We start from the raw sequence: 15502 nt of genomic DNA on the forward strand, positions 1-15502 counted from the left end.
AGGGTTATCGCGAGCGCAAGTTTAAGCTCATACTGTTTGTGTTATAAACTGTTGTCGATCGTGGCCAGATCGATTCCGCGCGAACCGAGGTCCATGCTGGGCCTCGGTTCGCGCAGGCCAGCTCTGTCGCCCGCCTAGCGCATACGGACGTGTCGCCCATGAAAGTTTCCGCGGACCTGTCAACCGTCGAGGAGGGCGCTGATCCCGGCCTGGACTTCGACACGCTGGACCAGGTGCTGGGGTTTCATGTCCGCCAGGCCCAGGGGACCATGCACCGGCATGTCATCGCGGTGCTCAACGCGGTTGAACTCACCCAGAAGCAATCGGCCACGCTGTGGCTGATCGGCTCCAACCCGGGCGCTTCCCAAATCGCCATTGGCGGCGCGCTCCGCATGGACCGCGCCACCACCATGGCGGTGATCGACAAGCTGGAAGCGCGCAACCTGGTCGTCCGCAAGCGCTCGGCCGTGGATCGTCGCCGCCACGAACTGTATCTGACGCCAGCCGGACAGAAGCTGCTGGTCGAGGTCAAGGCCATGGTCACGGCGCACGAGCAGGCCTTCGCCCGCCGTTTCACCGCCGAGGAGCTGGACACCCTGGTCGCGCTGCTGAAGCGTCTGTACGTCTGATCACGCCAAGATCGCGACAGTGTCCCGTTCTCAAATGATTTGCGAAATAAACGATCTGATATACAAACAATTATAGACGCCTGGTCAGGGCGCGACGGATCGCCTGGAGGAACCGCATGTCTGAGGCCCGCATCGAGCCTGGCGCGCAAACGATCGCGCCAACTCCCGCGATACGCTGGCGGCCCTATCAGATCTACATCGTCGCCCTGCTGCTGCTGATCACGATATGCAACTATCTGGATCGCATCGTCCTCAATGTTCTGCAGGAGCCTATCAAGCGCGAGCTAGGGCTTAGCGATTGGCAGCTGGGGCTGCTCAGCGGTCCGGCCTTCGCGCTCTTCTATTCCGTCGCCGGCATACCCGTGGCGCGGCTGGCCGAGCGGGCCAACCGCGCGCGCCTGATGGCTGCGGTCGTCGCGGCCTGGTCGATGATGACGGCGCTGTGCGGCTTCGCCCAGGGCTTCGTTCAACTGCTGCTGTGCCGGGTCGGCGTCGGCATGGGGGAGGGTGGCTGCTTGCCGGTTAGCCACTCCTTGTTGGCCGACAATTTCGGCATGCGCCAGCGCGGCACGGTGATGTCGATCGTCAGCGCCGCGCCGTCCTTCGCCACCATCCTTGCCCCGATCATCGGCGGACTGGTCGCGCAGCAATGGGGATGGCGCAGGGCGTTCCTGGTGGTGGGGCTGCCGGGGTTGCTGCTGGCCTTGATCACGTGGCTGACCTTGCGAGAACCTCGCGACGAGGCGACCGCCGCCGTAAAGGCCGAGGCCGCCGCGCGCCCGAAGTCGACCTTCGCCGCCGACCTCGGCTGGCTGCTGCGCAACCCGGCCTTCGTCCTCGTTGTGATCGGCGGCGCCTTCATCGGCTTGGCCTATAACGGCGTCACGGTCTTCACCGTCTCGTTCATGATGCGCAGCCATGGCCTGACCCTGGCGGAGGCGGGCGGCGTGGTCGGCCTCAGCGGCATGCTGGGCCTGGCCGGCACCTTCATCGGCGGGTTCGCGGCCGACAAGCTGTCCGATCCGCGCGGTCGCGCCTATGTGCTGGTGCCGGCGGTCGGCGGGATCCTGACCTGCCTGTTCTACGTCCTGGCCTTCACCCAGCAGAACTGGAGCCTTGGCCTGCCGTTCCTGCTGGCGGCGGCGGTGGCCTACAATCTGAAGAACGGTCCGATGTACGCGGCCGTGCAGAACATCGTGCCCGGCACCATGCGCGCGACCGGGGCGGCGGTGTTCATGTTCGGCGCGACGGTGGTGGGCAGCATGGGCGGACCGCTGCTGGCCGGCGGGGTCAGCGACAGCGTCGCCTCGCGCGCCTTTCCCGCCGCGTTGGGTGCGTTCCACGCGGCCTGCCCCGGCGGACGAGCCCCGAAAGGCGCGGCCGCCGAACTGGCCGGCGCCTGCGCTCAGGCTTCCGCGTTTGGCCTGCAGACGGCGCTGGTGGTGGTGTCGTTCGGGTTCGTGCTGGCGGCGCTGTTCCTGGTGCTGGCCAGCCGGTCGCTGAAAGCGCGGGACCCGCAGGCGGCCTGAGGCCGCCTATTCGGAAACGTCGACGAAGCAGTGCTTGTAGAGCTTGTCGAGCAGGCTCTGCAGCATGAGCCGTTCGGCGTCGGTGAGGGACGCGTTGATGGCCGCCTCGTTTTGTCGCGCCAGGCCGTTCATATCCTTCAGCGCCGTCTGGCCGGCCGCAGTGACGAACAGCAGGTGCCGGCGGCGATCGGTCTTGGACCGCTGCCGCATGGTCCAGCCCAGGCGTTCCATGTTGTCGAGAATGGCCACGATCGTGGCCTTGTCGAAGCCGACCTCGCGGGCCAGCGTCTTTTGCGACATGCCCGGATTGGCGGCGATCAGCGCCAGGGCCGAGAACACGCCGGGCCGGATCTCCTCGCGGTCAAGCAGGGCGTTGAACGAGCGCGACAGATGGTTCTGAATCCGGCGGATGCGGAAACCGATTAGGTCCTCAAGGATCCCGAGTGAGATTTCGCCCTGGGGCTCGTCAGGCTCGACGGTGGCGATGGGCTCGGGTTTCGACGGCATCGGGTTCCAGGAGGCGATTGGTCGGGGGCGGAGCAACTTCCTTGTCCATTCGCGCGGCCGGGGTCAATGGCCTGCGCGTCATGCGCCGTCGGCGGCCGAGAAGATGACGCGCTCGCCCTGCCAGGCGAAGTCGGTCTTCAGCCCGGCCTGGCGGCTGATGCGCGCCACATAGTCCGCCACCGCTTGGCCGCGTTCATCCGAACCCAAGGGCTCGGGCTGGCCGGTGGGACGCATCCAGATCGGCCGGAAGCCAGGGTTGATCGCGCCATCGGCGTCGATATGGCAGGCGGCGACCATGCCGTTCTTGGCCTCGGGGTGGAACGGATACAGCGGATAGTCGGGGTCGGGCTCGAAGCCGAATAGCACCTTGCGCTTCTCGGCCCAGGCGCGACGCTCGGGGCTTTCGTTGCCCTCGACCGAGAGGGCGCGGGTCACGGTGATGAAGTTGCCCAGGCCGTGGAAGATCGGCTTGCCGCGCCAGATCTCCACGCCGCGCAGGATGTGGGAATGGTGGCCGATGATGATGTCGGCTCCGGCCTCGATCGCCGCCCTCGACACGGCCTTTTCGTACATGGCGATATGGACGGGCGTATGGACCACGCCCTTGTGGAAGGCGACCACCAGCACGTCGACCTGGGCGCGCACGGCGGCAATGTCGGCCTGCATGGCCTCGACCGTGTCGGGATCGGCGAAGGTATAGACCTTGGGCGGACCGCCGGGATTGGCGTTTTCCAGCTCGTAGTGGGTGATGATCTTCAGATAGGCGCAGCCGGCCCGTTTGGGACCCGCCCAGCCCTCCTTGGGGCCCACGCAATTATAGCTCAGCAGGCCCACGCGCAGGCCGCGCTTGGCGACCACGGCCGGCCGGCGCGCCTGAGCGAGATCCAGGCCGGCCCCGGCGCTGGCCACACCCTGTTCGGCGAGGTTTGCGACGGTGTCGGCGATGCCTTCGCCGCCGCGATCGTGGATGTGATTGCCGGCCAGGCTGACCATGTCGAACCCGGCTCGCCCGACGGCGCGCAGGTTCTCAGGATCGCTGGCGGGGGCGGGGATATCGCCGACCGACTCTGTGCCCCGGGTGGTGTGCGGCACCTCGACATGGCCGATCAGCAGGTCGGCTTCGCGCAGCATCTCTCGCGCCGGGTCGAAGAAGAAGTTGGCGTTGGGCTCGTCGAGCACCAGGTCGCCGGTCATGTAGAGCTTGAAGGGCTGGCTCATTGGCCGGCCGCCATGAACGGCAGCACCACGCTGGAGGGGGTGTCGCCGCCGGTGTGCACCGTCAGGGTCGGGGCAGGCGTAACTTCGATCCTAGCGCGCTCGCGCGGGTCCGATCCCGACACCGCCAGGCGCACCCGGTGACCGGCGGGCACGACATAGGACACCGCCAGCAGGTCGAACGACACCTTCACCGGCTCGCCGGCCTTCAGCGGCGCGTGGTCCTCCGTCCAGCTACGCCGCCACGGCGTGCCTATGGTTTCCCATTTTGCGCTGACAACCTTGCGCAGCGAGGCGCGCTGTCGGCCCTCGCTGATGGTCGTGACCGCGCCATCGGGCGCAACGTCCTCCAGATAGGCGAAGACGGGCTGCTCGGGCGCGGTCGACGAGATCCACAGGTCGGCGATCGGCGTGCCGGTCAGCTCTGTGGCCGCCTTCAGGACGGGACCGGTATAGGCGATGCTGGCCCGCGCCGGATGGCAGGGCTGGACGAAGGGGCCCATATTGGGCTGGACCGGATCGGGCGGACAGGTCGGCGCATAGTCTGCCGTTACGCTGGAGGCCTGGGCCTTCTTATCTGTGCGAGCGCGAAGCTCGTCCTGCGCCAGGAACAGGCGGTTGCGTTCCTGCGGGCGGGGCCACTGGTCGGTCGCCCGCCACTCCTGGCCCTTGGCCGCGCCGATCGTGAAATAGTGGATCGGCTTGTCGGTCTCGATGCCCGTGGCCTTGCCCTTCAGATAGTGGTCGAAGAACCGCAGCTGTTCGGCGCGCAGGTCGAAGCCGTTGTTCAAGCAATGACGCCAGGGGCCGATGACGATGCGCGCCTGGCCAGGCAGGTTGGCCTGGGCGATCAGGCCCTCGGTGCGGAAGTCGTCGTACCAGCCGCCCTGGATGTAGAGCGGCACTTTGCTGGCCTTCACCTGGTCCAGATAGGCGCCGATGCTGACCTCGCCCCAGAACTTGGCCATGACCAGCGGCGACCAGCTGTCGCGGTAGGGCATGGACTTCATCAGCTCCAGCAGGTTGGTCGACTTCAGGTGCTCCTCGGCCGCCTGGCGCAGCTGGGCGCGGTCCTCGTCGCCCTGGACGGGCGTGGCCTTCATGTCGTCCTCGATCGTCCGGGTCGGGCCGGTGCCGTACTGCGAGATGATCCCGCCGCGAGTGTGGCCGTCATAGCGATCCCAGGCGAAGCACCCGGCGAAGGCGGCCTTCAGATGAGGCGGTCGCGCGACGATGGCGTGCATCACCGCCTCGCCGGTGTTGGAGCAGCCGTACATGCCGATCTGACCGTCCGACCACGGCTGGGCCGCCAGCCATTCGGTGATCTCGTAGGCGTCGAAGCCCTCGGTGAAGTCCTCGTAGCCGCGCCGCGTGCCGAACGAGGCGCCGTTGCCGCGCCGCGCCACCACGGCCACGACATAGCCGCTGCGGGTCAGCTCCGGCAGCGGCTGGCGGTCGGCGGACGTCTTGCCGGTGTCGCGCACGCCGGCGGCTTCGATGTCCAGCGTGTGGTGCCAGATCACAGGCAGCGGCGTCTCGACCGCCTTGCCGTTGACGGCGGGGCGATGCAGCGAGACCGCGATCTTCGTGCCGTCGCGCATGGGCAGGTAGAACGAGGTCACCACCTGCTGGGCGTAGGCGTCCTGCGGCTGGTAGGCGCCGAACCCGGCCGGCGTAGTCTGCGCGAAGGCGGGCGAGCTCAAGGCGGTGGCGGCCAGCAGGGTTGTCAGGGCGAGGGCGGCGGCTCGGGTCATGGCGGGCTCACTAAAAATAACGGCGAACCGCCCCCGAAGGGTCGATCCGCCGTCAGTTGTCCGAGGGGAGAAATAGGGGTCACCAGGCCTTGGAGATTTCCAGCGAGATGAAGCGGCCGATCGCTGACGCGTTCTGGCTGTCCCACGAGGAGGTGCCGTTGATGACGATCGGCGGATCCTTGTCGAACAGGTTGATGGCGTTGGCCGAGATCCGCACGCCCTTGCCCCAGGCGGAGTCGTCACCAAACACATAGGAGGCCGTAGCGTCCCAGGTGGTCTGGCTCTTGACCTTCACATTGGGGGTGATGGCGGTGTTCTTGTAGCTGTCGACATAGTTGGCGAAGAGGTTGGCCGAAGCCCCGCCCTTGCGCCATCCCAGCGCGCCGCGCACTCGCAGGTCGACCGGGTTGCCGAAGGTGTCGAGCACGTCGATCCAGGGCGAGGCGGCGGCGCTCTTGCGTTCCAGCTTGGTGATCTTGGCGATGTCGGTCCCGACTTTCCAGTCGCCGATGGCGGTGGGGAAGTCGTAGCTGATCGACAGGTCGTAGCCGCGCTGGTCCAGCTTGCCGAGGTTCTGGCGGCGGCCGTCCAGCAGGACGTTGATGTTGGACACCGGCTCGACCGGGTTCTGCAGGTCGGTGCTGGCCATGGCCTGGGCGACCAGGGCGTCGAAGGCGGCGGTGGCCGCCGCGTCCGAAGCGGCCGGACGACGGATGAAATAGGCCGCATAGACCGAGCCGTTGGTCAGGGCGGTGGTCGGCGGCACGTCGATGCGGTTGTCGTAGACGATCTTGTACCACGTGGCCGAGACCTGCAGGCCGTCGATCGCCTGCGGCTTCCAGTCCAGGCCGGCCGACCAGGTCTTGGCCTTTTCCGGACCCAACTGGCTGTTGCCGCCGTTGGTGAAGACGCCGCGCGTCACGCCCGTCGATGAGGTGGGGTCGGTCAGGTTCTGGATGAAGATGTTCTTGATCTGGTCGGAGCTGTCGACCAGCGACGGCGCGCGGAACGAGGTGCCGTAGGTGGCGCGCACCGTCAGGTCCAGGCCCGGCGAATAGATCAGGCCGATCTTCGGATTGCTGGTCGTGCCGAAGTCGGAATATTCCTCGCGGCGACCGGCCAGCGACAGCTCCAGGCGCTGTACGCCGGGCAGGGCGTTGGAGCCGCTGACCAGCGGTACGAACAGTTCGCCATAGACCGAGTGAATGTTGCGGCGGTTCTGGATGATCTTGTATGTGGCCGCGCCGCTGGCCTGGACGTTCGTGGCCTCCAGCGTCTGCTTGAAGGTGTTGTTGTGATACTCCGCGCCCAAGGCCACGCGCACCGCGCCGGCCGGCAGGTTGAACAGCGGTCCGTCGGCCTTGATCGAATAGTCCTGGGCGATGTTGGTGCCCCAGGTCGCGCGGTTGGCGTCGATGATGTCGAGCAGGGCGGCGTTGTTGCTGCGATTGAACGTGCCGTTGCCGAACGGGTTGAACGCCGTCGCCGTGCTGCTGCTGGCCAGGGCCGCGGTGAGGGCGGCGTTGTTGAGGACGTTCTTACGATCCTGGAAGCCGCGGCTCATGCTGTGGTCGATATAGGCCGACAGGCGCCACTGGCCGCCGACGTCGAAATTGAAGCCGATGGCGTTCTGCTGGGCGTTCTCGAAGCCGGTCGAGTTGGGGTCCAGGTCGTCGGTCAGGCGGTACTCGACCGTCTCCGAGGTCTGGCCGGCGGGCGAGACGTACCAGGGATTGGTGTTGCGCACCGTCAGGCTAAACAGGGCCGGCGGCGCGGCCAAGTCGTATTTGCGGCGGGTGTAGAAGCCCTCGTACCAGACCTCCAGGTTCTCATCGACATTCTGGCGGATGTTGAAGAGGACGGTGTTGCGGTTCTGCTTGGGCAGCAGGTCGGCATAGGCGGCTTCATCGTAGCGATTGGCCGTGCCGGCCACCAGCGCGCCCGGCGTCACGCCCACGCCATTGGTGTTCGGCAGGGCGTAGCGCACGCCGCCTATGACGATATTGCCCGGAGCCGCCGTGAAGGGGCGGGCGTCCGTGCCGCCACGGGCCGTGCGGTTCTGGCTGGCGAAGTCGCGGTCCGCGCCCGACAGATGGCCGCGATCATTGTGCTCGAACGAGAAGAACAGTCCGCCGCCGTCCCAGGTCTTGCCGAAGGTCTGGCTGAACTGCTTCTGCTCGACATCGTCGGCGAAACCGTAGCGCAGGGTGGTCTCGGCCCCGTCGAAGGGGCGGCGGGTGATCAGGTTGACGACCCCGGCCACGGCGTCCGAGCCGTAGATCGCCGAGGCGCCGTCTGTGACCACCTCGATGCGGCCGATGGCTGAGGCGGGGATCTGGTCGAGGTCGCCCAGGGCCTTGATGATGCCGTTGGGAGCCAGGCGGCGGCCGTTCAGCAGCAGCAGGGTGGCTTCCGGCCCGATGCCGCGGAGATTGACGCTACGAACGGCGGTGGCGTTGGCGGCGGCGTCCTGCGCGCCGCCCGTGAAGGTGCTGCGGCTCTCGTCCGCGCCGAGGTTCAGCACCTGGGGCAGCATGCGGGTGGCGTCGCTGATGCTGCTGGCTCCGCTTGCCTTGATCTGCTGCAGGTCGACGCCGACCGTCGGCGAGCCGGCGGCCGCGACGCCGCGGATGCTCGTGCCGGTGACGACGACCTCGGTCACGGTGGTGTCCTCGACCGGCGTCGTCTGGGCCTGGGCGACCGAAGCCGCCGACCAGAGCGCGGCAGTCAGGGCCAGGCTCGAGGCGCAGGCGCGTGACATGGAATGTATGGTCTTCATAGCGTCCCTCCCGTGACCCATCCGGCGTTGCGGCGAGTCATCCTTGTTATGTGGAACTTAAAATCGTTCGCTGTAAAATAGTATGTAAGACAAACTATATTTGTTCAAGTCGGTTTTTTGACCTTGGGGAAAGCTTCGTCCGCATAGGCCTTGGCGTTGCGCCATTGGACCTCGGCGTCCGGCGTCAACAGCCAGCGCTGCTTGACCAGCGCGTCGAGCCGGGCGCGAAACTGGGTCAGGAACTGCGTCTCGCCCTCGGGATAGAGCCGCGCCAGGACCTCGGCGCTCAGGGGGATGCGCTTGACGCCCAGATAGCCGCCGCCGGGGCCGCCGCGCGGGGCGCAACCGGTTTCCACGCCAGGCTCGACATAGGTGGCCAGCGGCGCGTCCAGCTGGGCGGCGCGAACGCCGCCCCTCGGATTGCCGACCGGATCCTTCAGCGATCGTCCGATCGCGGGGTCGGTCAACAGACGTTCCGCATGCGGCGGGGCAGGGCCGCCGGACAACCAGCTGTCCATGTTCTCGAGCGCCGCGTGGGCGAAGTGGCCGATCGGTACGTCGCTGGCGGCATAGGGACAGCCGTCAGTCGGCACGCGCGGGCGATCATCGTCGCGCAGCCCGTCGCCATGGGACAGGCCGGGCAGCTCATAAAGCCGATGCCGGCTGCCCGGCGCGTCGCTCTCGGGCGCTTGAGGGTTGGTGTTGGTGACCGCCTCGTTCTCGCTCATCAGCTCAATGACCGGGACGTCGATCGAGCGTGTCGTGCGCACCGGATCGCCGACAGGACGCACCGGCTCGGCGGCGTTCAGCGCCACGTAGCCTGAGCGAAAGCCGCCTGAGGAGATGCCGATCAGATAGCCATCGATCCAGGGGCGACCGGCCTTGTCTCGAGCGCGATCGTGGAAGCCCTCGTTGATGAAGGTGCGCAGGAAGCTGCCCGTGAACGACCAGCCCGACGCGAATAGGCGACGAGTCTTGAGATCCCCCAGCACCTGGCCGCGCTTGATCGCCTCGGCGGTTTGGGCGAACGCGTCCCAGCGCACGCCGTCCTCGTCGGGCCAGTCGATCGGCGCGTAGCGCTGCGGATTGAACGGCTTGAGCACCAGGGGCGCCGAGACGGGCTTGCCGTCCTTGGTCGCGGCGCGCGAGGGACCGTCGCCGCCGGCCATCACCGCCACGAAGGCGTCGTTGTGCGCCAGCACATAGGTCCTGATCCAGGCCCAGGGCGTCTCGGACGACATCGGATGGATGGCGATCAGGTGCGTGCGGCCGCTGAACCTAGCCGGGTCGCGCGGGCGGATCACCACCAGTCGCGTGACGTACGGAACATCCCGGCGCTCAACGACGGCCTTGCCCTCAGGGTCATAGCGATAGACGTCGGCGCGGCCGGACAGGAACCGCTCTTCGCGAACAAAGCCGCGAGCCGTAAGCTCGGCTTCAGCGGCCGAACCGGGCGGCGCGGGATCACTGTAGATCGGCGAGGCGGGCGTGGCGGCGGGGGCCGGCCAGACCTTGTCCAGCGACGCGGCCTGGGCCGAAGACAAGGCGGAGGCGCAGAGCAGCATCGCAACCAGGGGCGCAGCGACGGATCGGCCCGACGACGACATGGCGTTCCTCCAAAAGCCGGCGTTGACCGCCGTTGCCGCCACCTGATCGCGCCTTCGCCATCTCGTCAATAAATAGTTTGCGACACAAACGATTTATTGACATGCTGAATTGGGTTTTCCGACATATCGCTGTCGGAGCTCGCTTTCCAGTCGTCATCTTCAGGTGAATTCGTGACCGATTCCGCAGCCGCTCCGTCTCCCCGTCCGCTCGAAGGCCTGCGCGTCATCGATCTGACGCGAGCCTTGGCGGGACCCTATGCGACCCTGCTGCTGGCGGGGCTGGGGGCGACGGTGATCAAGGTCGAGGACCCGCGCGGCGGCGACCTGGCGCGCGACAACAGTCCCTATGTGGGCCGTGACGGCGTCGGCGTCGAAAAGCGCCACGAGGACGATCTTTCGATCTCGCACCTGACCCGGGCGCGCGGCAAGCATGGGGTCAGCCTGAACCTCAAGCATCCCCAGGCCCGCGAGGTGTTCGCCGATCTGGTGCGCAACGCCGATGTGGTGGTGGAGAACTTCACCAGCGGCACGGCCGACCGGCTGGGCGTGGGCTACGCCGCCGCGCGGGCCGCCAATCCCGCGATCATCTATTGCTCGCTGAGCGGTTTCGGCGCCGACGTGGCCGAGGGCAGCAAGGCCATGGACGTGCTGATCCAGGCGCTGAGCGGAGCCATGTACACCAGCGGCGGACCTAATGAGCCGCCGGTGCGGATCGGTATTCCGATGGCAGACATGCTGGCGCCGATGTTCGGCGTCATCGGCATCCTGGCCGCCTTGGCCCATCGCGAGAAGACGGGCCTTGGACAGCAGGTCGACGTCTCGATGCTGGGGGCCCTGACCTCGTTCGTCGCCATCGAGAACTGGCAGGCCATGGCCATGGCCGGCATGGAGGCCCGCACGGGCCTTACCGTACAGCGCCTGTCGCCGTTCGGTGTCTTCCGTTGCGCGGACGGCTATGTCTCGATCGTCGCCGTGCACGAAGGCCTGGCGCGCGGCCTGTTCCGCGCCATGGAAGAGCCCGAGTTGAGCGACGATCCGCGCTACGCCTCGCGCGACCGTCGCGTCGCCAACGCCGCGAACCTGGAGGCCAGGATCGAGGCCTGGTCCAGCCAACTGCCGACCGCCGAGGTCGTGCGCCGCCTGGAGGCCGAAGGCGTGCCCGCCGCGCCGGTCCGCCGTCCCGCCGAGGGGCTGAACGATCCGCGCGTCGTGGCGCGCGGCGAGACAGTGGCGGTGGCCCATCCGTCCTATCCGCGCGACGATGGCCTGATGACCTCTGGCGTGCCGATCCAGTTCTCGCAGGGACGGACCGGCTTCGACAAGGTGCTGCCCGTCGAGATCGGCCAGCACAACGCCGAGATCTTCGGCGACCTGCTGGGCTATTCGGAAGAGCGTATCCGCGACCTGACCCAGGCTGGGGCCATCTGATGGATCTGGACGTCCCGCGCCACGCCGTCGAGGCGGCCGTGCGCGCCTACCATGCGGCGGGCGGCTTGGTGCTGGCCCAGGTCGGCGTCGATATTCCGGCCGAGCTGGTCAGGGCGGCGGGGCTTTTGCCTTATCGCCTGTCCGCCGACACCGCGTCGCGCAGCGCGGAGTTTCCTGGCCAGTCGCCACGCTCCACGGCGCTGCTGACGCGGCTGACGACGGATCCCTTGTTCGTCGGCGTCGCCATCGCCCATGGCTGCGTCGAGGACGCCCAGCTGTTCGCCGTGCTGCGAGAACTCGCGCGCCTTGGCCGGGGCGTGGGCAAGCCGGTCGCCTATGTCGACGCGCTGCATGGCCAGGGAGCCGAAACAGGCCGGTACAACCGCGCGCGCCTTGACCAGTTCAAGGCCTGGCTCGAGGGGCTGGCGGGACGACCCATCACTCCGGAGGCTCTAACCGCCGAGATCCGCGACGCCAACGTCCGACGCGCGCGTCTCCGCCGGGTGCTCAGCCTGCGCACCGAGCCTCAACCCCGGCTGAACGGCGTCCAGGCGCTTGAGCTGATCCGCGCGGTCTCGCGGTCGCCGACCGAAACCGCCGAGGCCTTGATCGCCGATGTCGTCTCGACCGGCGCGCCGCTCGCGGGCCGTCGCGTGCTGGTCACCGGCGGCGCCCACGAAACCTCCGCGGTCTATGCGGTGATCGAGGCGGCCGGCTGCGTGATCGTCGGCGAGGATCACGACTGGGGCGAGCCCTGGGCCAAGCAGGATGTCGATGAGACCCTCGATCCCTTCGACGCCCTGGTCGAGCGTTGGCGCTCGCCCGCGCCCAGCCTGCCCACCGCGTCGAGCGCTGCGCGCGCCAAAGCCCTGGCCGAGAAGGCCGAGGCACGAGCCGCGGAAGCCGTGCTCCACATTCGCTTCCCTGGTGACGAATCCGCGCCGTGGGATGTCCGCGACAGCCGCAAGGCGCTGGACGCCATCGGCGTGCCGATGCTGGCTTTGAAGCTCAGCCCCAGTCCGACCGAGGATCAGGTCAAGGCGCTGGAGGCGCAGCTCGCCGCGTTCTTTGACGATCCGTCCTTGGCCCAGCCGAAGCCGGCTGTCGCCCGGCCTGCCGCCGCCGGCGCGTCGACGCCGAGCAAACCTTCAAAGGAGACGGCGGGCCGCCGCAGCCGCAAGGCCTTGGCCTCGACCTCCGACTTTGGAACCTGGCAACGCGACTGGTTCGCCGACGTCCAGCGGCGCGCGGCGGACGGTCCGTTCGCGGTGGTCAACGCCGATGCGCCGCAGGAAATCCTGCGGGCCATGGATATCCCCTATGTGGTCAATCAATGGTGGGCCTCGATCGTGGCCGCCAAGCAGCGCGGCCGCGACTACGCCGGCCTGCTGAAGGCCGCCGACTATCCCGCCGACGTCGAGAACTATAGCGCCCAGGGCCTAGCCGCGGCGCTGGATCCCGACGCGGCCAATGCGCCGTGGGGCGGGCTGCCCAAGCCCGACATCCTGGCGGTCGTGCCCGGCTCGGACGCCGGATCGAAGATCTACGAGGCCTGGGCGCGGGAGACGGGCGCCGAGCTCTTCGTCTTCGAGCGCTCGATCGACAGCCGCTGGGATCTGCCGACCGCCTGGTGGTCGGACCTGCCCGAGCGCTGGGATGAGGCGCTGGAACCCGAGCGGCTGGACCTGATGACCGCCCAGCTGACCGCCAGCATCCCGCGCCTGGAGGCTCTCACGGGGCGCAGGTTCGATCCGGCGCGTTTCGTCGAGGTCATGCGCCTGGTCAACGAGCAGGAAGACTATTACCGCCGCACCCGCGACCTGATCGCGGCGACCCGGCCCGCGCCCGCCGGCATCGCCGACACCATGCCCGCGACCATGGTCCCGCAATGGCATCGCGGTACGGTGTGGGGACGTGATGCGGCCAAGCGGTTCTACGAGGAAGTCGCCCAGCGCGCGGCCGACGGCGAGGCGGCCTGTCCGAATGAGCGGATCCGCTTGATGTGGGTCGGGCGCGGCCTGTGGAGCGATATGGGCTTTTATCAGCGCTGGGAGGAAAGCCACGGCGCGGTCTTCGTTTGGTCGATGTATCTGGGCCTGGCGGCCGACGGTTATCTGCGCGATTTCGAGGGCGAGGCGGACGCGATGCGGGCCCTGGCGGCGCGGTTCGTGACCATGGGCGATGAGCTGCGTATGCCCACCTGGGCCGGCGCCTGGCACGTCAAGGAAGCCCAGTCTCACGGCGTGCACGGAGCTGTGGCGATCGACGACGCCGACCCCTTCGTGCTGGAGGCCCTGGAACGCGCCGGCATACCGGTGCTGCGCCTGCCGATGGGCAATATGAGCGTTGAGGCCGACGCCTTGGAGGCCGCCGTGACGACGTTCCTCGAGACGGTTGTCGGCGGAGCGGGGCCTGAGCTTTGACGCGGTCGCCGCACTGATCGCTGGCTGCCGCCGGCTTGCCGCCTTAAAAGGATGGGCGAGCCGCCATGGGGCGCTGGCGATGTGGAAGTCTGCGCCTTGATCAAGCAATACGGATGGTCTGGCGCGCTGGCCGAGGCCTTTGCGCAGCATGAACGCGCCGGCCACGTCCCGGGACGCGTCGTCGCCCAGCATCGCGACGGCTATCAGGTGGTCACCGAAGACGGCGAGCTGCGCGCCAAGGCCTCGGGCCGTCTGTTTCACGAGGCGCGTGAAGCCGACCATCCGGCCGTGGGCGACTGGGTGGTGCTGTCGCCTGATCTCGTCGAGCGCACCGCGACGGTCCACGCCGTTCTGCCGCGCCGCACCGCCTTCGTGCGCCGGGCGGCCGACAGCGTGCAGACGCTGCAAGTGATCGCCGCCAATATCGACGTCGCCTTCGTGGTCACGTCGCTGAACGCCGACCTCAATCCGCGCCGGATCGAGCGCTATCTGGCCGCCGCTTGGCAAAGCGGCGCGCGGCCCGTGGTGGTGCTGACCAAGTCCGACCTCGCCGAGGATACGCAAGGACAGGTCGAGGCGATCGCCGCCTTGGCCGCCGGCTGCCCGGTGCTAACGGTCTCGGCCCGGCAGGGTCAGGGCCTGGACGCTCTGCTGGCCCAGGTGGCGCCGGGCGAGACCTGCGTGCTGATCGGCTCGTCCGGGGTCGGCAAGTCCACCCTGGTCAACGCCTTCCTGGGCGAGGACCGAATGGCGACCCAGGCCATCCGCGAGACCGACGACCATGGCCGTCACACCACGAGTCATCGGCAGCTTGTCCTGCTGCCCGGCGGAGGCTTGATCCTCGACACGCCGGGCATCCGCGAGGTGGGCCTCATCGACGCCGAGGAAGGCCTCGGGGTGGTGTTCGACGACATCGAACAGCTGATCGCGACCTGCAAGTTCAACGACTGCGGCCACACCGGGGAGCCCGGCTGTGCGGTGCGCGGGGCGCTGGACAGCGGCGCGCTCGACCCCGCCCGCTGGGCCCACTTCCAGAAGCTGGGCGCCGAACTGGCGGCCGTCGAAGCCAAGGCCGAGCGCCTGGCCAAGGACGCCGAACGCCGCCGCCTGGCCGGACTTCAGAAAGCCTACCGCGCCAGCAAGAAGGACGCGCGGGGCGGGGATTGATCGAGCCGCATCGGCCCTTCTCGGAAGTTATTCCAGAATTTAGCGCTCATTCCTGAGCGAACGGGCCTAGGTGGGAGTCCCTTATTCAAGAGAGACGCCCATGCCCGCCTTCACCATCGTCACGACCAGCGCGACCCAAGGCAGCGAGGCGGTGGAAATCAGCAGCCTGAGCGACGACTTCTCCAACGAGAGCGAAGCCCTGGGCTATTCACGCCGGATGGCCGAGGAGATGGTGGGCATGGCCCATCAGTTGTCGCTGGACTTCGACTTCAGCACGGTCGGTCTCTATGACGGCGATCTGATCGACGAGGATGTCGACCCATCGCATGCCGCCTTCCTGGGTGCATGGGTTCTGGATGAAGATGGCGCCGCCTTCGTAGGCGCGGAAGAATTCCGGAACGGCGAAATCGACGCCGACGCGCCTTAGCGGCCGGTGTTCACCGATAGCAAAATTTGAACCGGAG

11 protein-coding genes are annotated in these 15502 nt (G+C 67.8%); 6 read left to right on the forward strand and 5 right to left on the reverse strand.

What is annotated here, in order from left to right:
- Window positions 1–158 precede the first annotated feature (158 nt).
- A complete protein-coding gene (locus AC1RUS_RS06215; protein ID WP_492914085.1) occupies window positions 159–629 on the forward strand; it encodes a MarR family winged helix-turn-helix transcriptional regulator in 471 nt (156 codons plus the stop codon).
- Window positions 630–745: 116 nt separating this feature from the next.
- Complete coding sequence (locus AC1RUS_RS06220) at window positions 746–2158, forward strand: spinster family MFS transporter (protein ID WP_492914087.1); 1413 nt, start codon at window positions 746–748, stop codon at window positions 2156–2158.
- Between the two features lie 6 nt (window positions 2159–2164).
- Here the strand turns inward: AC1RUS_RS06220 and AC1RUS_RS06225 are convergent, their stop codons facing one another.
- From AC1RUS_RS06225 to AC1RUS_RS06245, 5 genes are all read right to left on the reverse strand, one after another.
- A complete protein-coding gene (locus AC1RUS_RS06225) occupies window positions 2165–2665 on the reverse strand; it encodes a MarR family winged helix-turn-helix transcriptional regulator (RefSeq protein ID WP_492914089.1) in 501 nt (166 codons plus the stop codon).
- Window positions 2666–2743: 78 nt separating this feature from the next.
- Window positions 2744–3883 carry a CapA family protein gene (locus tag AC1RUS_RS06230; RefSeq protein ID WP_492914091.1) on the reverse strand — a complete coding sequence of 380 codons (1140 nt, stop codon included), beginning with the start codon at window positions 3881–3883 and terminating at the stop codon, window positions 2744–2746.
- On the reverse strand, window positions 3880–5634 hold the full coding sequence (locus tag AC1RUS_RS06235) for a CocE/NonD family hydrolase (RefSeq protein WP_492914092.1): 1755 nt from the start codon (window positions 5632–5634) through the stop codon (window positions 3880–3882). The genes AC1RUS_RS06230 and AC1RUS_RS06235 overlap by 4 nt, the downstream gene beginning before the upstream one ends.
- 79 nt (window positions 5635–5713) lie before the next feature.
- Window positions 5714–8395, reverse strand: a complete 2682-nt coding sequence (locus AC1RUS_RS06240; RefSeq protein WP_492914094.1) for a TonB-dependent receptor plug domain-containing protein — start codon at window positions 8393–8395, stop codon at window positions 5714–5716.
- A gap of 122 nt (window positions 8396–8517) precedes the next feature.
- On the reverse strand, window positions 8518–10020 hold the full coding sequence (locus tag AC1RUS_RS06245) for an alpha/beta hydrolase domain-containing protein (protein WP_492914095.1): 1503 nt from the start codon (window positions 10018–10020) through the stop codon (window positions 8518–8520).
- Between the two features lie 171 nt (window positions 10021–10191).
- Here AC1RUS_RS06245 and AC1RUS_RS06250 point away from each other — a divergent pair, with 171 nt between their 5' ends.
- From AC1RUS_RS06250 to AC1RUS_RS06265, 4 genes are all read left to right on the forward strand, one after another.
- On the forward strand, window positions 10192–11448 hold the full coding sequence (locus tag AC1RUS_RS06250; protein ID WP_492914097.1) for a CaiB/BaiF CoA transferase family protein: 1257 nt from the start codon (window positions 10192–10194) through the stop codon (window positions 11446–11448).
- Window positions 11448–13871 carry a 2-hydroxyacyl-CoA dehydratase gene (locus AC1RUS_RS06255; RefSeq protein WP_492914099.1) on the forward strand — a complete coding sequence of 808 codons (2424 nt, stop codon included), beginning with the start codon at window positions 11448–11450 and terminating at the stop codon, window positions 13869–13871. Before AC1RUS_RS06250 ends, AC1RUS_RS06255 begins: the two co-directional genes overlap by 1 nt.
- Before the next feature lie 96 nt (window positions 13872–13967).
- Entirely contained in the window at window positions 13968–15038 is a 1071-nt protein-coding gene (gene rsgA / locus AC1RUS_RS06260; RefSeq protein WP_492914101.1) for a ribosome small subunit-dependent GTPase A, read from the forward strand.
- A 100-nt stretch (window positions 15039–15138) separates the two neighbouring features.
- Window positions 15139–15465: a hypothetical protein gene (locus AC1RUS_RS06265; protein ID WP_492914103.1), complete on the forward strand. Its 327-nt coding sequence runs from the start codon at window positions 15139–15141 to the stop codon at window positions 15463–15465.
- Window positions 15466–15502: the final 37 nt, after the last annotated feature.

This window comes from Caulobacter sp. GW821-FHT10F06, assembly GCF_058809215.1.